Source organism: Arthrobacter horti (genome assembly GCF_030731045.1).
Lineage (GTDB): Bacteria > Actinomycetota > Actinomycetes > Actinomycetales > Micrococcaceae > Arthrobacter_E > Arthrobacter_E nanjingensis.
This window is the reverse complement of sequence record NZ_JAVALS010000004.1, coordinates 151,313-169,497: the sequence shown is the minus strand read 5'-3', so window position 1 is coordinate 169,497 and position 18,185 is coordinate 151,313. Positions and strand designations below refer to the sequence as shown.

Annotated in this window: 12 protein-coding genes and 2 tRNA genes; 5 read left to right on the top strand and 9 right to left on the bottom strand. The window is 68.8% G+C overall.

What is annotated here, in order from left to right; all coding sequences use genetic code 11:
* The first annotated feature begins 171 nt into the window (after positions 1–171).
* Positions 172–2,181 (top strand): TPM domain-containing protein, encoded by a 2,010-nt coding sequence (locus Q9R02_RS08555; protein ID WP_305996246.1) that lies wholly within the window; start codon positions 172–174, stop codon positions 2,179–2,181.
* Positions 2,182–2,279: 98 nt separating this feature from the next.
* Positions 2,280–3,086, top strand: a complete 807-nt coding sequence (locus Q9R02_RS08550; RefSeq protein WP_305996245.1) for a PspA/IM30 family protein — start codon at positions 2,280–2,282, stop codon at positions 3,084–3,086.
* A 63-nt stretch (positions 3,087–3,149) separates the two neighbouring features.
* On the opposite strand, the gene Q9R02_RS08545 is transcribed toward Q9R02_RS08550, so the two are convergent.
* On the bottom strand, positions 3,150–3,668 hold the full coding sequence (locus tag Q9R02_RS08545) for a GNAT family N-acetyltransferase (protein ID WP_305996244.1): 519 nt from the start codon (positions 3,666–3,668) through the stop codon (positions 3,150–3,152).
* Positions 3,669–3,909: 241 nt separating this feature from the next.
* On the opposite strand from Q9R02_RS08545, the gene Q9R02_RS08540 reads away from it, so the two are divergent.
* Entirely contained in the window at positions 3,910–5,388 is a 1,479-nt protein-coding gene (locus tag Q9R02_RS08540; RefSeq protein WP_305996243.1) for a S53 family peptidase, read from the top strand.
* A gap of 119 nt (positions 5,389–5,507) precedes the next feature.
* On the opposite strand, the gene Q9R02_RS08535 is transcribed toward Q9R02_RS08540, so the two are convergent.
* From Q9R02_RS08535 to Q9R02_RS08515, 5 genes are all read right to left on the bottom strand, one after another.
* A complete protein-coding gene (locus Q9R02_RS08535; RefSeq protein WP_305996242.1) occupies positions 5,508–6,635 on the bottom strand; it encodes an FUSC family protein in 1,128 nt (375 codons plus the stop codon).
* A 182-nt stretch (positions 6,636–6,817) separates the two neighbouring features.
* Positions 6,818–6,891, bottom strand: a tRNA-Met gene (locus Q9R02_RS08530).
* A 156-nt stretch (positions 6,892–7,047) separates the two neighbouring features.
* Positions 7,048–7,121, bottom strand: a tRNA-Met gene (locus Q9R02_RS08525).
* 135 nt (positions 7,122–7,256) lie between these two features.
* Positions 7,257–10,235, bottom strand: coding sequence for a UPF0182 family membrane protein (locus Q9R02_RS08520; RefSeq protein ID WP_305996241.1), 2,979 nt, complete (start codon positions 10,233–10,235; stop codon positions 7,257–7,259).
* A 189-nt stretch (positions 10,236–10,424) separates the two neighbouring features.
* Positions 10,425–11,552: a YlbL family protein gene (locus Q9R02_RS08515; protein WP_305996240.1), complete on the bottom strand. Its 1,128-nt coding sequence runs from the start codon at positions 11,550–11,552 to the stop codon at positions 10,425–10,427.
* A 179-nt stretch (positions 11,553–11,731) separates the two neighbouring features.
* Between Q9R02_RS08515 and Q9R02_RS08510 the strand changes: the two genes are divergently transcribed.
* Positions 11,732–13,132, top strand: a complete 1,401-nt coding sequence (locus Q9R02_RS08510) for a zinc-dependent metalloprotease (protein WP_305996239.1) — start codon at positions 11,732–11,734, stop codon at positions 13,130–13,132.
* 16 nt (positions 13,133–13,148) lie between these two features.
* Here Q9R02_RS08510 and Q9R02_RS08505 read toward each other — a convergent pair whose 3' ends face one another.
* The 3 genes from Q9R02_RS08505 to nudC are packed head-to-tail and all read right to left on the bottom strand — an operon-like array spanning position 13,149 to position 16,971.
* A complete protein-coding gene (locus Q9R02_RS08505; RefSeq protein WP_305996238.1) occupies positions 13,149–13,706 on the bottom strand; it encodes a M48 metallopeptidase family protein in 558 nt (185 codons plus the stop codon).
* An 11-nt stretch (positions 13,707–13,717) separates the two neighbouring features.
* Positions 13,718–15,841 carry an ATP-dependent DNA helicase UvrD2 gene (locus Q9R02_RS08500; RefSeq protein WP_305996237.1) on the bottom strand — a complete coding sequence of 708 codons (2,124 nt, stop codon included), beginning with the start codon at positions 15,839–15,841 and terminating at the stop codon, positions 13,718–13,720.
* A 59-nt stretch (positions 15,842–15,900) separates the two neighbouring features.
* A complete protein-coding gene (gene nudC / locus Q9R02_RS08495; protein WP_305996236.1) occupies positions 15,901–16,971 on the bottom strand; it encodes an NAD(+) diphosphatase in 1,071 nt (356 codons plus the stop codon).
* A gap of 89 nt (positions 16,972–17,060) precedes the next feature.
* Here nudC and Q9R02_RS08490 point away from each other — a divergent pair, with 89 nt between their 5' ends.
* Positions 17,061–18,182 (top strand): phosphotransferase, encoded by a 1,122-nt coding sequence (locus Q9R02_RS08490; protein WP_305996235.1) that lies wholly within the window; start codon positions 17,061–17,063, stop codon positions 18,180–18,182.
* Positions 18,183–18,185: the final 3 nt, after the last annotated feature.

Sequence of the window (18,185 nt, the reverse complement as noted above, 5' to 3'; positions counted from 1 at the left end):
GGCACGGGAACCATTTCGCCGTGGGCGGAGTTCAGCTGTTGGACGCCCATTTCAGGGCGTGCCTAGAATCAAGGAAAAGCCTTGAGCGGCCAACGGCTGGGCAGTACGGCTGGGGGACGTGACGGGACGGGTCCACCTCATCGAGGGCCCGTGACAGCTGAAAGGTTACCGATGCGCACCCTGTTGAAACAGGCCCGGATGGCGCTTGCCCTGGGGCTCGGCCTCCTGGCGCCCGCACTCCTCGGGACATCCGCGGCACAGGCCGCGGACCCCGTCACGATCGGGGCAGGCCAGACCATCGTGGATCCCGGCCAGAAGCTCGACTCCGGCAAGGTCCAGGCTGCGATCGACAAGCTCTACAAGGACCAGAAGATCAGGCTGTATGTGGTGGTGGTTGACACCTTCACCAACCCGGGCGATCCGCAGGCCTGGTCCACCAAGGTCGCGACCGATAAGGGCATGGGCGCCAAGGACATGCTGTACGCGGTCGCCTACTCACAGGGGAAGTACTACCTGAGCCGTGGGCCCGGCAGCACCATCAGCACCAGCCAGCGCGATGCGATCCTCCAGGCAGGACGTGATCAGCTTGTCGGAGGCAAACCCGACTTCACCGCGGCGGCCGTCGCCGTGGCGCAGACCACCGACAAGCAGCTCTCCGGCCCCGGCGCCACCCCGTTCGTGGTGGGCGCCGTGGTGATCGCGGCCGGCGGCGCGGGAGCGTTCTGGCTGATGCGCCGTCGTCGTCGGGCCGCTCAGGCGGCCGGCATCGAGAACGCGCCCACCGAGCAGGACCGCCTGCGGCTCATGAGCATCGACCAGCTTCGGGCCGAGAGCGGCCCGCTGCTGATCGCCGCGGACGATGCCATCAAGTCCAGCGAACAGGAGATCGGTTTCGCGGAGGCGGAGTTCGGCTCGGACTCCGTAGCCGAGTTCTCCGCCGCACTCAGCCAGGCGAAGGGCCGCATGACCGAGTCCTTCAAACTGCAGCAGCAGCTGGACGACCACATCCCGGACACCCCGGAGCAGCAGCGCGAGTGGCTCACCCAGATCATCCAGAACTCGGAGGCGGTGGCCGCCTCCCTGAAGGACCAGCAGGCCGCCTTCGACTCCCTGCGCGAGCTGGAGAAGAACGCCCCCGCCACCGTGGAGCGGCTCCGCACCGATGCCGCCGCCGCCCTCCAGACGGTCAACGGTGCAGAAGCCAAGCTGGAGACCCTCCGTCAGGGCTATGCGCACTCGGCGCTCGCCCCGGTCCATGACAACATCGCGCAGGCCCGGGAACGTCTCGGATTCGTCGGAAACGCGCTGGACGGCGCAACCCAGCTGCTCCAGCAGGGCAACAGTGGCCAGGCCGCCGTCGCTGTGAAGGCCGCGCAGGGCGCGCTGGGCCAGTCCATGGACCTGGTCACCGCGATCTCCTCGGTCGACTCGAATCTGGCGGCCGCCAAGGCCCAGCTGGACTCCGCCGTCTCCCAGGCCACTCAGGACCTCACCCAGGCCAACGCGTACGCCCAGTCCGGCGCGCACCCCGAGCTCAGCGGCCCCATCGGTGCCGTCGAAGCAGCCCTGGCCCAGGTCAAGGGCCGGTACCAGGACGGTCATCTGGATCCTGTCTCGGACCTGCGAGCTCTCTCCACCGCCACCTCGTCCCTGGACACGGTCCTCTCCGGGATCCGGGATCAGCAGGAACAGGCCCAGCGCGCACGGGCGTCGCTGCAGCAGAGCATCGTCACGGCCCAGTCCCAGATCAGCGCCACGAACGACTACATCGCGGCCCGTCGCGGCGCTGTCGGCACCGAGGCCCGTACCCGCCTCGCCGAGGCGCAGCGGAACCTCGACTACGCCATCTCCATCTCCCAGAACGACCCGGTCCAGGCCCTCAACTACGCCAATCAGGCGAACGCGCTGGCCGGCCAGGCGGCCCAGCTGGCCCAGTCCGACGTCAACGACTTCGGTGTCAACCAGCGTGGCGGGATGTTCGGCGGCAACGGCATGGGCGGCGCCATCCTGGGCGGCATCCTCATCAACTCCATCCTCAACAGCGGGAACCACCACGACTCGGGCGGCTGGGGCGGCGGAGGAGGCTGGGGTGGGGACTCCGGTGGCTGGGGCGGCGGCTTCGGCGGCGGTGATTCCGGTGGCGGCTGGGGCGGCGACTCCGGCGGCGGCGGAAGCTTCTGAACCCACGTCCAGAATGAATCGAGCTCATCAACTCAAGCGTCCATCAGGGCCACGGCGGCTCACCGCCGGTGTCCAGGGGCAACACGAAAGGTAACACCATGGCAAAGCAGTCCATCTTCGGTCGCATCGCGCAGCTGGCCAAGGCGAACGTCAACGCCCTGCTCGACTCTGCCGAGGACCCCCAGAAGATGCTGGACCAGATGGTCCGGGACTACTCCAGCAACATCTCCGAGGCGGAGTCCGCGGTGGCCCAGACCATCGGCAACCTCCGGATGCTCGAGCAGGACCACGCCGAGGATGTGCGCAACGCGCAGGACTGGGGCAACAAGGCCCTGGCGGCCTCCCGCAAGGCCGACGAGTTCCGCTCGGCCGGCAATGCCGCGGATGCCGAGAAGTTCGACAGTCTGGCGAAGGTGGCCATCCAGCGCCAGATGACCTCGGAGAACGAGGCCCGGGCGGCCGAGCCCAACATCGCGGCACAGACCGAGGTGGTGAACCGCCTCAAGACGGGCCTGGAGCAGATGCGCGGCAAGCTCAACGAGCTGACCGCCAAGCGCAACGAGCTGGTGGCCCGCGCCAAGACCGCCCAGGCGCAGACCCAGGTCAACGACGCCCTCAAGAGCATCGACATCATGGATCCCACCAGCGAGGTGGGCCGCTTCGAGGAGAAGATCCGTCGCGAGGAGGCCAAGGTCCTCGGCCAGCAGGAACTCGCGGCGTCCAGCCTGGACGCCCAGTTCAACCAGCTGGAGGACCTGGGCGAGCAGACGGAGATCGAGGCACGTCTCGCAGCTCTGAAGTCCGGCGGCGGCAACGCCGCCATCACCGGATCCCCGGCCTCCCCCGCGGCCAAGCCGCTGGCCGGCGCCGGCACCGTGGACGAGGCGGAGTTCGACCGCCTCTGAACCGCTTCCAGCGCGGCAGGGCCCTTCCGGAACCATTGACGTTCCGGAAGGGCCCTGCCCGTTTCAGGCCTCGTTGAGTCGCTGGAACAAGCGGTGGTCCTGCCAGCGGCCCTGGATGTTCAGGTACCCGGGCGCCACACCGAACTCGGTGAAGCCGTTCTTCAGGAGCACCCGCTGGGACGCCTCATTGTGCAGCAGCGTCCCCGCTTCCAGACGGTGCAGCGCCATCGTGCTGAAGGCGTACGTGACGGCCCGGGCCACTGCCCGGGTACCCAGTCCCCCGCCGGCACGCCCGGCGGCCACCCAATAGCCCAGGCTGGCCGACTCGAAGGCCCCACGCACCACGTTGTTGATGTTCAGACGGCCCGCCACCGCGCCGTCGTCGTCCAGGATGACGAACGGTACCCGTGTGCCGTCCGCGTGGGCACGCAAGGCGTGGCGGACCTCCTCCTGCTGGCCCTCCAGCGTGAAGAACCGCTCCGGGCGGATCGGGTCCCAGGGAGCCAGGTGCTCACGGCTCTCCTGCAAGAGCGCTGTCAGCGGCGGGGCGTCTCCGGAGGAGATCAGGCGCAGAATACTCACCCGCAATGCTTACCACCCTCGCCCCGGTCAGGGGGTGATGCACGTCAAACGAATCTTTCAAAACCTCTGTCCTGGGGACGCGCACAGGTGTAGATTGACCGTGGTTCCTGTCCGCTGGACCCGCACATCCAGTGCCGGTCGAGCGGATCGAACGCCTTGGGGGGCTCCGGACAGGGATTGCCGCATCATCACAGTTCCACACCCCACGGACGGCCGGAAGCTGCCGCCCGAAAGGAGCTTCATGTTGTCGATTTCAGGATCCCGCAAGCCCACCGTTGCGCTTGCACTCGGGATCAGCGTCGCCGTCGCCGGCTGGATCGTGAGCGCCGCCGCAGCCTCGCCCACGGGTCCGGCGAACACTCCCTTCTACCCCACGGTGCAGCAGCACCTTCCCGCAGGGGCGGAATACATCTCCGCTGCGGATGCCCCTCCGGGCCCCGGCTACACCTCCAGGGGCCGGCGGTTCGTCCCGTCCGGCATTCAGAACTCCTACAACCTTCCGGCCCTGTACGCGCAAGGCTTCACGGGCAAAGGCAAGACGATCGCGATCGTCGACTCCTTCGGCTATGACCAGGCCGCGGCCGATCTGAAGACCTTCAGCGCCGCCTACGGCCTTCCGGAGATGTGCGGCATGCCGGACGTGGCCTGCAAGCCGGACATGCCCACTTTCTCCACCCTCCAATTCGGCAATCACCAGGTGAAGGCTCCCCCGGCCACCAGTCAGTCTCCCGGGCAAGAGGCCAGCAATGCCTGGTCCCTGGAAGTCGCGCTGGACATCGAGTACGCGCACACCACGGCACCCGACGCGAACATCCTGCTGGTCACCACTCCCACCGCCGAGACGCTCGGCGTGCAGGGCCTGCCGAACATGATGAACGCGGAACAGTACGTGGTGGACAACCACCTGGCCGACGTCGTGACCCAGAGCTTCGGCGCCGCGGAGGGTTCCTTCGCCTCCACGCAGTCCCTGCTGAACCTGCGTCACGCGTTCATCTCCGGCACGGCACAGGGCATGACCTTCCTGGCCAGTTCCGGTGACAACGGCAGCACCGGCACCACCAAGACGCCGGTGAAGACCGGTGGCACGCTGCTCCCCACCCCGGAAGTCGGCTGGCCGGCCTCCGATCCCCTCGTGACGGGCGTGGGCGGCACGAACTTGTGCACCGACCCGCAGACCGGCACCATGGTGGACTCCACGCATCTGCCGGCGGCGTGCAGTGGATTCCCAGGGCAGCGTGAGACGGCCTGGAACGGTTCCGGCGGCGGCTTCAGCCATGTGTTCCAGCGCCCGGCCTACCAGGACCAGCTGCCTGCAGGCTCCGCCGCGATCCCGTCCGGTGCCCGCGGCGTCCCGGACATCTCGATGGACGCCGCGCCTCGCACCGGCGTCGTGGTCCTGGACACCGCTCCGGGCTTCGGCGGCTATTACATCGTCGGCGGCACCTCCGCGGCGTCGCCGATGTTCGCCGGCATCGTGGCCATCGCGGACCAGTACGCCGGCAAGAACCTCGGGCAGATCAACCCGGCGCTCTACCGGCTGGCGAATGATCCTGCACTCTCCACTTCGCTGTTCGACGTCGCCGACGGTGACAACGTCCAGGCGGGCAGCGGAATCCCGGGTTACTCGGCCGGCACCGGCTGGGACGCCGTGACGGGTCTCGGCACACCCGACGCTGCCGCGTTCGTCCCGGCGCTCGTGAAGGCAGCGGCGATGCCGTGACCGGACACGGCGCCGGCAGCCGCCGGCTCTGAAGGGCCGGGTGTGGGGATTCCTCCGCACCCGGCCCTTCACGCATGCCGGCCCTTCATCGATCCCAGCACGACGGATCGCCGGTGAGGTCATGAAGCGGCTGCCGTCTCCTTCGTCAGGCGGGACCAGGCGGCCCAGCCCACCACCACCGCGATCAGGCAGCCGATCAACGTGTCGATCAGCCGTTCCCAGAGGAGCCCCGCCGTCATCGCCTGGCCGAGACCCGTGAACAAGGCCACCAGGGGTGTCATCACGACGGCGTACGCCGCATAGTTCGCACCGCGCAGATATGGCCTCAGACCGCCGATCACCCCGATCGCGATCAGAGCCGCCCAGACCGGCACCGGCATCAGGAACAGGGCGCTCAGGAGCACTCCAAGTGCCGTCCCCACGCCGCGTTGCACGGTACGCAAGAGCGCAGTGCTGTGATCTCGCTGCACCACGAGTGCGATCGTGAGCGGGATCCAATACGAGTGCGCACCATGCAGGCCTACGGCGAAGAGCTCACCGATGACAAGGCTGCTGCCCAGCCGCAAGGTGTAATGCCAGCCCTGACGTGTCGACATCCGCGAACGCCACCGGGCGATCGATTCGCCCAGTGACATGGGCGGAGGCTCCACCGGTTCTTGCAGGCCGAGCAGAGCGCCGGCGCCCAGGCCGATGAGCGTCAGCAGTGCCGCGAACACCGCCCCGACCGCGGTTCCGGCCGCGATGAGCGAAGCGGGCGCGCTCTGACCCGTCGACGCGCCGATCATCAGGAACACGGTCGCAAGCGTCGAGATCTTCGCGGCCGTGCGGTGAAATCCACCCACCGCGGCCAGTCCGGTCGCCGCCACCACGATGACGACCGCGGACGCGACGGCATGCAGCCCGGTCGACCACGCGCCCAGAGCCACGGCGAGAGTCCCGACGATCAGCGTGGCACCCATGTCGATCAGCCGGAACCGCAGTGTGCCCGCATGACCGCTGCTCGACATCAGCAGGGCTCCGATCGCAGCCAGCATGCCGAGGGGCAGCCGGCCGGTGGCATCGCCGATGGCGATCGGCAGGATCAGCGAGAGGCCGGAGACGATGACCCGGGTGAGCGTGATTTCGACTCGCTGCCAGCGCGTCACGCCGCGGAAGGTCTCCTGCCCCGCCGCGACACCGGACCGGACCGCCCGGTGCCATCGGCCGGAGGTCCGGACTCCCCCGGAGGGCGTCTTCCGCGCTGTCATGAGCGGACCCGGCAGAGGCGTCGCGAAGACGGAGAACACGGGGCTGGCGGTCTCATAGCCCGAAGTCTATGCCCGCGCGCCAGGCCCAGTCCCGGCCGGGTCCGGCCTGGTCCGGCCTGGTCCCGGCAAAGCAAAAGGGCCGGAATGCCGAGATTTTCTCTCTGCATTCCGGCCCTTGCCAGTTGCGGGGACAGGATTTGAACCTGTGACCTCTGGGTTATGAGCCCAGCGAGCTACCGAACTGCTCCACCCCGCGTCGCACAGACAACACTACCCGCTGAGGCCACGGGGACCAATTCGGCGGCCTGTGAGATGGGTCGCAATGCGCAGGGGCCTCTTCCGGCGCGGCGTCCAGGGAAAGCAAAAGGGCCGGAATGCTGAGATTTTCTCTCTGCATTCCGGCCCTTGCCAGTTGCGGGGACAGGATTTGAACCTGTGACCTCTGGGTTATGAGCCCAGCGAGCTACCGAACTGCTCCACCCCGCGTCGCATCACTAACATTACCGGCCGATGACCGCCAGGCCAAATCGAGGTGACGTGATCCGCGTCTCACCAGCCGCGATGTGCCCTGCGCGCCCGCCGGCCAGACATTCGGTGTCTGGCCGGCGGGCCGCTGTGAGCCTACTTCGACGGGCTCGGCGAGGGGGTCGACGACGGCGCCGGGCTGGCCGTCCCGGAACCGGACGGCTGGGCGCTGTCCGCCGCGATGGCACGGTTCAGCGCGTCCTGCAGCTTCTTCTGCGCATCGCCGTACGCGGAGAAGTCACCGTTCTTCAGGGCCGCCTGGCCGGCGTCGATGGCGCTCTTGGCGTCGTTGAGCGCGGCCTTCAGGTCTGCGGCACTGCCACCTCCCTGAGCGCCGCCGCCGGTGGTGGGCGGAGGCGTGGTGTTACCGCCGCTGTTGTTCGCGGCGTCGCCGGCCTTGGTGCCGGAATTGCCGCCGAACACCTGATCCAGGGCGGCGTCCAACGTGGGCGCGAAGCCCACGTTGTCGCCGAAGGCCACCAGCACGCGCTGCAAGGTCGGATAAGCGGTGTCGCCGGTGGACTTCAGGTACACCGGCTGCACGTACAGCAGACCGCCACCCACGGGGACCGTGAGCAGGTTTCCGTAGACCACGGTCGAGGCGCCGCGGCTGAGGATGTTCAGCTCATTGGAGGCGGTGGTGTTGGAGTTGAAGAAGTTCTGCACCTGGCCGGGGCCGGGGACCTGGGTCTCGGGCGGGATCGACAGCAGCTCCATCTGGCCGTACTTGGGGTCCTTCACACCTTTGGTGCTCCCGGCGTCGCCGTTGGCTGCCAGGAATCCGTAGAGGACGTTGCGTGCGTCGCCGCCCACCGTCTGCGGGATGAAGCTGCTGGTGAGGCGGAAGGCGGACGTGCTCTCGCCCGGCATCTGCATGGACATGTAGTACGGCGGCTGCTTCACCGGTGTGGTGGTGTCGCTGCTCTTGGTGGTCGGATCGTTCGGGACGCTCCAGGCGTCGTCGTTCTTGTAGAAGCTGTCCGGATTGGTCACGTGATACCGGCCCAGAAGCTCCCGCTGCACCTTGAACAGGTCCTCCGGGTACCGGACATGGCTCATCAGGTCTCCGGACATGTCGCTGATCGGCTTGAGCGTGTTCGGGAAGATCTTCTGCCAGGCCTTCAGCAGCGGGTCCTGGTCATCCCAGGCGTACAGGGTCACGGAACCGTCATAGGCGTCCACCGTGGCCTTGACGGAGTTCCGGATGTAGTTGACGCTGTCACTGGGCTGGGCCGCATTGCGGCCAGACACCGTCTGAGAATCCGTGGTGGCACTGTCCAGTTGCGACTGCTGGGAGTACGGCATGTCGCTGCTGGTGGTGTAGCCGTCCACGATCCACTTCACACGGCCGTCCACCACGGCCGGGTACGGGTTGCCGTCCACGGTCAGGTACGGTGCGGCCTTCTGCACACGGTCCTTGGGGTCCCGGTTGTACAGGATCTGGGAGTCGGCGTTCACGCCGTCTGACAGGAGCAGATCGGTGGACTGGAACTTGATGGAGTAGAGAAGCTTGTTCAGCGGATTGCCCACATTGGGGCCGCCGTTGCCCGTGAAGGTGTACTGGGTGTCGGCACCTTCCTGGCCGGAAGGCCGGTCCTGCTCGCGCGGGGTGCCGGAGGCGCCGCCCACGATCGAGTAGTCCGGGGAGTTCTGGCCGAAGTAGATGCGGGGCTGGTACTTGCTGTCATCGCCGAACACACCCGTGCTGGGGATGCCGGACTGAAGGAACACGGGCTTGCCGTCCTTGGTGGCCGTGTTGCCCTTGGCCGCCACCACGCCGTAGCCGTGCGTGTAGACGACGTGCTTGTTGTACCAGGACTGCTGGCTGGCGTTCAGGCCACTCGGGTTGAACTCGCGCAGCGCGATCACCGTGTCCTGGGTCTTCCCGTCGACCGTGTACCGGTCCACGTTCAGGGACTGCGGGAACTGGTAATACGGACGGAACTGCTGCAGCTGCTGGAACGCGGCGGAGATCTGGTTGGGATCCATCAGGCGGATGCTGGCAGCCGTCTCCGCGTCGCCGCGCAGCGCACCGGCCGTCGCCGTCGTGGTGGCCTTGTAATCCTTCACCTGGATCTTGTCCAGGCCGTAGGCGGCCCGCGTGGCGTCGATGTTCCGCTGAATGTAGGTCTTCTCCAGCGTCTGCTCCGAGGGACGGACCTGGAACTGCTGGACCACCCACGGGTACACCCCACCGGCCAGCACCGCGGTGATGATCAGCATGGCCATGCCGATCACGGGAAGGCGCCACCGGCCGATGACGGCCGCCACGATGAAGAGCACCGCGACGATCGCGGCGGCGACCGCCAGGATCGCGCGTGTGGGCACCACGGCGTTGACGTCCGTGTAGAGGGCTCCGGCCCAGCGGCCCACATTGGCGTTCTGCACCGTGGTGTACCGGCCCAGCCAGAAGTTGACGGCCAGCAGCACCAGGAAAACGCCGACGGTGATGCCGAGCTGGAGCCGGGCCGCGTGGCTGAAGAACACGCCGCGGGGCTGGATCCGGATGGCCCCGTAAAGGTAGTGCGTGAGCAGCCCGGCCAGGCCGGCGATCACCACGATGGTCATCAGGAGCGCCACGAGGAAGCCCAGGAACGGCAGGGCGAAGACGTAGAAGCCCAGGTCCAGGTGGAACTGGGGATCGGTCTGCCCGAAGGACTCCTGGTTGAAGAAGAGGAGGATCCTGGGCCACTGGCTCGCCGCCGCGGTGCCGGCGAAGAGGCCCAGCACGGCCGGCAGACCGATCATGACCGCACGGCGCACCGGCTCCAGCTGGGCCTGGTAGCGGCCCAGGCTGTCCTGCCGGCTTGGATCCGGAGCATAGACGGGGCGGGCCCGGTAGGCGATCCGGATGGAGAAATAGACGGCCGCGGCCATGATCAGGAACACGACCAGGAACACCGAGATCCGGGCGGCGTTCTCCGTCAGGTACACGCCCACGTACCCCAGCTGCTGGTACCAGAGGACATCAGTCCACACATTGGCGAAGAAGATGAACGCGGCCACCAGCACGGCGACCACGATGAGCGTCGGCACGAACGCTCCTCGGCGCCGGCGCTGGCCGGAGGCTGACATGGGCTGGGGTGTTCCTGACACGCTGAGTACCTCGTCGGTTGCGTCGCTGCGGTGATGGACGGGGACCCGTCACGACAGTTCCACGTGCGAAGACGCCGCGAGGTTCCCTTCATCACAGCGTAGTCCCCCGGCTCCGGCCGACCGCGGCAAGGTGACGTGCGTACGACGCCGGCCACCCGTCGTCGTGCCTCAGCCTGCGGTGCAGGCGGGCAGCTTGGAGAGGTCACCGCCCTTGGCGTAGGTGTCGACGGCGGCGAGCGCGTCCTTGAGGGTGTCCACCTTGACCACGGTCAGACCGCCGGGGACATGGCCGACGACGTCGTTGCAATTGGAGGCCGGGGCCAGGAAAAGACCGGCGCCGGCGGCCTTCGCCCCGAACATCTTCTGGGCGATGCCGCCGATCGGGCCCACGGTGCCGTCCGGCGAGATGGTCCCGGTCCCGGCGATGTGCTTCCCGCCCGTGAGGTCACCCGGGCTCAGGTAGTCGATGACGCCCAGCGTGAACATCATGCCGGCGCTCGGGCCGCCGACCTGGTCCAGCTGGTACTTCACGGAGAACGGGAAGTCGAAGTCGTATTTCAGGCCCACGCCCATGACGTACCGGCCCGTGGAGTCCTTGGTGGGGGTGACCTTGACGGTCACCGGGGAGGAACCGCGCTTGGCCACCACGGTGATGGCATTGCCCTTGGAGGCGTCGAGCGCGTCCCGGACTTCGGCCAGGGTCGCCACCGGCTTCCCGTCGATGCTCTCCAGCACGTCCCCGGCCTTGAGTTTCCCCTCCGCCGGCGACTTGGGCATGGTCACCGCGATCTCGAATGACTGGGAGAAGGGGATCTTCAGCTCCGTCAGGGCCGCCGCCGTGGCGTTCTCCTGGGAGCTGGTCATGTCCGCGGCGTTCTGCTTCTGTTCCTCCTGCTGCGTGGTTCCCTTGGGGAAGATGTCATCCACGTTGTAGACGGCCTTGCTGGAGTCGAAGAAGGCCTGCAGCAGGTCCAGGGCCGTGACCCGGCCGCTGGGGCCGCCCGTGACATACACCGTGGTCAGGTCCAGCTGGCCCTGCGGCGTGAAGCTCTCGTGACCGCTCACGGAGATGAGCCGCTTGTCCTGCACGGAACCGATCGTGTTGTAGGTGGGACCGGGCGACTCGATGACGTACGGAAGGGGCATGAGCGCCCCGAAGCCGAGCGCGCCGAACACGATCACACCGATGGCAAGACCCCATGGGAAGCGACGACGACGGCGCGGCTCCGGAACGTCCCACCCCGGCGTCGTCGGATACGGCTGTGCCGGTGGAGATGGCGGGAACTGCTCGCTCATGGGGTCCTTCCAGGTCCGGGATGCTCGTCCAAGCCTATGCGGCCCGGCTGTGCGTTCCCTGCTTTGCCCTCTGCTTTGCCCTCTGCTTTGCCCTCAGCGAAACCGCCGCCGGCACCGGCGACAGCGGCGCCGGGCCGGGAGTACCGTGGAGGCAAAGGCCCAGGAAAGATCGGTGGACCATGAGCAACGAGCCCAACACGAACAACCCCGGCGAGAATCCCCAGGATCCGTTCCAGGAGATGCTGAAACGCCTGATGGGCGGCCAGACTCCGGAGGGCTTCGACCCCCAGCAGTTCCTGAAGGCCAGCGGCCTCCCGGAGGACCCCCAGTTCCTGGCGAACATGTTCCAGCAGGTGCAGGCCATGCTGTCCTCCACCTCGGATGGACCCGTGAACTGGAAGCTGGCGCACGACACGGCGCGGAACGTCGCCGCTCAGTCCAGCGACCCCACGCCCAGCACCGTCCAGCAGCGGGACACCGACCAGTCGCTGCGCCTGGCGGACATGTGGCTGAACAAGGTGACCGACTTCCCGGAGCCCAACATCATCGGCAAGGCCTGGTCCCGGGCCGAGTGGGTCGAGGCGACCATGCCCACCTGGCGGCGCCTCACCGAACCCGTGGCCAACAGCATCGCCAAGGCCCTCACCGACGCCATGACCCAGAACCTCCCGGAATCCTTCGGCGGGCAGGGTCTCGGCGGGATGATGGGTGGTGCCGGCTCCATGCTGCAGAACATCGGCGGGGCGATCTTCGCCATGCAGCTCGGGCAGGCGATCGGGTCCCTCTCCGCCGAGGTGGTGGGATCCACGGAGATCGGCATCCCGCTGGCCGACCTGGAGATGGCCCTGCTGCCCGCCAATGTGGAGGCCTTCGGCGAAGGACTCCAGCTGCCGGCCGATGACGTCCGCCTTTACCTGAGCGTCCGCGAAGCCGCCCACGCCCGCCTCTTCACCTCGGTGCCCTGGCTGCGCGGTTACGTGCTCGGCGCCATCGAGGACTACGCCCGCGGCATCCACATCGACGTCTCCCGCATCCAGGACATGGCGCACGACGTGGACCCGTCCAACCCCGAGTCCATCCAGGAGGCGCTGCAGCAGGGTGTGTTCATGCCGGAGCGCACCCCCGCGCAGCAGGCGGCCCTGGACAAGCTCGAGACCGCACTGGCCCTGATCGAGGGCTGGGTGGACGTGGTCACCACGCAGTCCCTGGACGGTGTCCTGGCGAGTGCGCCTGCCCTGCGCGAGACCGTGCGGCGGCGCCGTGCCACGGGCGGGCCGGCCGAGCACGCCTTCGCGTCCCTGGTGGGGCTGGAGCTGCGCCCGCGCCGTCTCCGCGAGGCCGCGACCCTGTGGTCCACGCTGACCGAAGAACGCGGCGCGGAAGGCCGCGACGCCGTGTGGAAGCACCCCGATCTGCTGCCGACCGCGGAGGACCTGGACGACCCGGCCGGCTTCGGCAAGCGCCGCGAACTCGCCGAGGCGAGCGACTCCGAGGTGGACGACGCGATCGCCAAGCTCCTGGCCGGTGGCTTCGATGAGCCGGATGACAAGACAGAGGACGAGGGCCCCAAGGAGGACTGACGTCTCCGACGGGGACTCAGTCCTCCGTCAGGCCGCGTCCCTGCGCGTAGGCCACTCCGGACAGGAACGCCTTGGCCTTCTCCATGTCCGGGTACGCCCCGCAGAGCGCCCAGAAGTCCGGTCCGTGGCCGGCCGCCAGCAGGTGGCACAGCTCGTGCACCAGGACGTAGTCCACCACCCATTCCGGCATGCCTTTGAGCTTGTCGGAGAGCCGGATGGACCTGTCCGCCGGTGTGGCGGAGCCCCAGCGGGAGTTCTGGTTGCTCACCCAGCGCACGCTGCTGGGCACGGCTCTGCCGCCCAGATACTTCCTTGACAGCTGCTGCGCGCGGGCGGCCAACTCGTCGTCGTTCCCGCGGCCCGCTCCCGCGCCGACGGCCTCCTTGGACCGCAGCTTGCGGAGCATCTTCCCCACCCATTCGTCCTCCTGGGCGTGGCTGAAGCGTGCGGGGATGGCGACGACGACGGTCCCGCCCTCCCAGAAGGCGCTCACCGTGCGCGTGCGGCGGGCGGAGCGGCGGACGACGACGGGGGTCCCGTCCGGGGCGAAGCGCTGCTGTTCGGCCTGCTTCACCGGGCCGCGGGTCACTGTTCCGCCACCACGGCCAGCACTGCTTCACCATACTTCTGCAGCTTCCGCTGCCCGACGCCGGAGAGCACCGCGAGCGCCTCCATCGTCTGCGGTTTCTCCTCCGCGATGAGGGTCAGGGTGGCGTCCGTGAAAACGACGTAGGCGGGGACATCGGCGTCGGTGGCCTCCTTGCGGCGCCACTCGCGCAGCGCCTCGAAGAGCTGCTCATCCACCGACGGCGGGCAATCGGAGCAGCGGCCCACCTTGCGTTCCGGACCGGTGGTCAGCAGGGTGCCGCAGACCTTGCACTGCGTGGCGACGGCCTTGACGGTGTTCTTCCGCAGCCGCGCGGCGGTGCTGCGCAGGGTCGGGTCGCCGTTACCGCCGGGGCGGAGGGCATCCAGGAACCGGCTGGGACGCCGGTTCGCGCGGCCACCCGGGGTACGGGCCGTGGACCAGGTGAAGCTGAGGTCCTTGCGGGCGCGCGTGATGCCCACGTAGAGCAGGCGGCGCTCCTCGTCCACCTCCTTGGGCTCCTCGGCGAAGGAGATCGGCATGAGACCTTCGCTCATGCCCACCAGGAACACGGCGTCCCATTCCAGGCCCTTGGCCGAGTGCAGGGAGGCCAGAGTGACGCCCTGGACGGTCGGGGCATGTTGGGACGTGGCCCGTTCCTGCAACTCCGCCACGAATTCGGTCAGGGAGAACTCGTCCCCGCGCGCGGCGGCCAGGTCCTGGGAGAGGTTCACCAGCGCGGCCAGCGACTCCCAGCGTTCCCGCACCGCTCCCCCGCCCACGGGCGGTTCGGAGGTGTACCCGAGGCTGGACAGGACGTCCGCCACGGTGCGGGCCACCTCGGCACCACGCGTGCCGTCCGCGCGGGAAGCGGCGCGGAGCTGCAGCATGCCCTCACGGACCTCGCGGCGCTGGAAGAAGCGCTCGCCGCCTCGCAGCTGGTACGGGATGTCCCGGGCCGAGAGCGCCTGTTCGAAGGTCTCCGACTGGCCATTGGTCCGGTACAGGACGGCGATCTCCGCGGCCGGGGTGCCTTCCTGGATGAGCGCGGCGATGCGTTCGGCGACGACGCCGGCCTCCGCCTCATCGTCCGGGCACTCGATGAAGAGGGGCTCGGCGGCGGTGGGCCGCTGGGCGATCAGCTCAAGGGGTTTGGCCCAGAGACCGTCGGCCTCGGCACCGCCGGAGGGCCGGCTGCGCAGGAGCGTGTTGGCGAGCTTCACCACCTGGGGCGTGGACCGGTAGTCCCGGATCAGGCGCACCACCTGGGCGTCCGGATGGTTCTTGGGGAAGTCCAGAAGGTGGCGCGGGGTGGCGCCCGTGAAGGAGTAGATGGTCTGGCTGGCGTCGCCCACCACGCAGAGTTCCTCGCGCCCCCCGAGCCACAGCTGCAGGAGCCGCTCCTGCAGCGGCGAGACGTCCTGGTACTCGTCAACCACGAAGTGCCGGTACTGCTCCCGGACCGTCGCCGCGACCTTGGGGTCCTCCTCCAGGATGCCTACGGTGATGAGCAGGACGTCCTCGAAGTCGATGATGTTGCGGTCCGTCTTCAGATCCTCATACGCCTCGAAGATGCGCGCGACGGCGGGCAGCTCCAGGCCGCCGGGCTCACCGCGGCCCTGGGCACGGGCGAGGTAGTTGGACGGGGTCAGCATGGACACCTTGGCCCATTCGATCTCCGCGGCGATGTCACGCACGGCGGCGCGGTCCACCTGCAGCCGCAGACGGCGGGCGGCTTCCGCGATGGTGCCGGCCTTGTGGTCCAGGAGCTGCGGGACGGTGCCACCGATGGCCTGTGGCCAGAAGTACTGCAGCTGCCGCAGAGCGGCGGCGTGGAAGGTCCGGGCCTGGACCGCGGGGACACCGAGGTCCCTCAGCCGGCTGCGCATCTCCGCCGCGGCGCGGGCCGTGAAGGTCACGGCCAGAAGGCGCTGCGGGGTGTAGACCCCGGTGTGCACGCCGTAGGCGATCCGGTGGGTGATGGCGCGGGTCTTGCCGGTGCCCGCACCTGCGAGCACGCACAGCGGGCCGTGCAGGCTCGTGGCGACCGCGCGTTGTTCCGCATCCAGCCCGCCGAGGATCCGTTCCTCCAGGCCGGCACCGTTCTCGGTGTCCAGGGTCATTGCTCCTTCAGTACTGCTGTGGTGATGTGCGACGCGCGGCTCTCGCTGCGCGGCCTCCGTCAGGCGGAGGTACGGGCGGCCGGGACAGGGTCCCCGGGATCCAGGATGAGGCCGCCGTACCAGTGCTCGATCAGATCGCGGGCGATCGACAGGCGGCCCGGCAGGACCACCTCGCCGGCCAGGACCGCGTCCTGGAGCTCGTGACGGTCGAACCAGCGTGCATGGGTGACCTCGACGCCATCGGGCCGGGCCACTCCGGTGAGGGTGGTGGCCGTGAAGCCCAGCATGAGGGACTGCGGGAACGGCCAGGCCTGCGATCCGAGGTACTGCACGGAGTCCACGGTCACGGCCACCTCTTCGGACAGCTCGCGCACCACCGCCTGTTCCAGGGACTCCCCCGGATCCACGAAGCCTGCCAGCACGGAGTGGCCCTTGCCGTCCGCGGGGCCTCCGCCGCCCAGCAGGATGCGGCCGTCCGGGCCGATCAGGCTGACGATGATGGCCGGGTCCATGCGGGGGAAGATCTCGGTGCCCTCCGCGACGCAACGCCGCACCCAGCCACTCTGTTCCACGCCGGTGGGGCTGCCGCAGCGGGGGCAGAAACCGTGGGTCTCGTTCCAGCCGAGGATGGCCTGGGCCTCCAGGAACACCTCTGACTCCAGGGCGCCCAGCCAGGCGCCCGTCTCGCGGTAACCGCGCCAGACCGCGTCGGAGGGAAGCCGCTCATCGCCGGTGGCCAACGGCGAGGCCAGCCCGAGGGCCACCACTGCGGCACCCACCGGGAGCTGCCCAGCGGCGGCCGCGCCGTCGTCGTTCACTCCTCCGTCTGCCGCGGCCTCGGTGGCGGCCACCCGTCCGAGGAGGATCTCGTGACGCACCTCGGCGGGGTCCAGGGCGGCCACGGTCGCGGCGTCGACGAACACCACCGACTGCCGGAGGCCGTCCGCGCGGACCGGAACGGCGCGCTGCGACATCAAAAGGTACCGGGTGGCAGGGTCCTGCCGCAGCGACGCCAGGGTGGCGGGAGCAGAACGTTCCGTCGAGGCGCGGTCCATGAAGGCCGGCACACTCCCCAGGATCGTGTCGGAGAGAAGGGCTGCTGGAGTGAGGGAAAGCCCAGGGGAGCGCATGCATCAACCGTACCCATCGGGCGCCCCGATTGGCGACTCGCCGCCGGGGCTGGGGACAGAGGAGCCCGCCGCGCCGCTACGGTGGAGGGGTGAAGCGCTCCCCCCTCGAACTGGCGGCCCTTGCGACCGCGGCAGTCCCCGGTCTCGCCCTCACCGCTGTCCGCCCGGACACCGATGACCCTGCGGACTTCGATGCAGCCCTCCTGTACGGCGAGGACGAGACCCGCTGGCGGGTCCGCTCCCCGCGCCACGAGGAGGCAAGCACCCGTCTGGAGAGCGAATTCGCCGTGCTGCGGGCCTTCACGGCCGGTGTGCGTGCCGAGCTTCCGTTCCGCATCCCCACGGTGGTGGGGTGCGTCCGGCAGGGCGCGCTGAGCACCTTCGTCTACTCACATGTCGCCGGGCAGGCCCGGGGGCTCGAGGCCCTGGAGCGCGGCGGCGACGCCGCCGCCCGGGAGATCGCCGCCGCGCTCGTGGCCATCCACTCCTTGCCCCCGGCCGTGGTGGACCGTGCTGACCTGCCCCGGTACAGCGCCAACGAGTTCCGCCAGCGCCGCCTGAATGAACTGGACCAGGCCGCCACCAGCGGAAAGATCCCGGCCGAGCTGCTGGTCCGCTGGGAGCACGCGCTCGAGGACGTCACCCTGTGGCGCTTCAATGCGACCGTGGTGCACGGCGACCTTCACGAGGACAACCTCCTGTTCGACGACTCCCGGATCACGGCCGTCACGGGCTGGACTGATCTGCACATCGGAGACCCGGCGGACGACTTCGCGTGGCTGGTCGCCTCCCAGGACGCCGCCTTCGTCCAGGCCGTGCTGCGTCACTACCACCAGGCGATCGCCCCGGCCGGTACCCCGGACGCCGATGCGCAATTGCTCCGCAGGGCAGCCCTCTCCGCCGAGTTCGCCCTGGCCCAGTACCTCGTCAAGGGCCTGGCGAAGAACGACGCGGCGATCGTCCAGGAAGCCGAGCGCATGCTGCGCGACCTCGCCGAGGACATCCGGAGCAGCGAGGCCGCTGCGGAGGAGGACGCCGCCACGGATGATGGGGACACCGGCGATAGCGAGGAGGAGGCCGTACCGGCTCTCACCAAGGTGACCGTCACGCCCATCACCCCGGTGGGGAGCACGGCCACCCCCGCGGAATCGGGGGCCGAGCCAGAGGACACCGAGACCACCTCGATCCCGGTCGTCAAGGGCGACGCCTGAGCC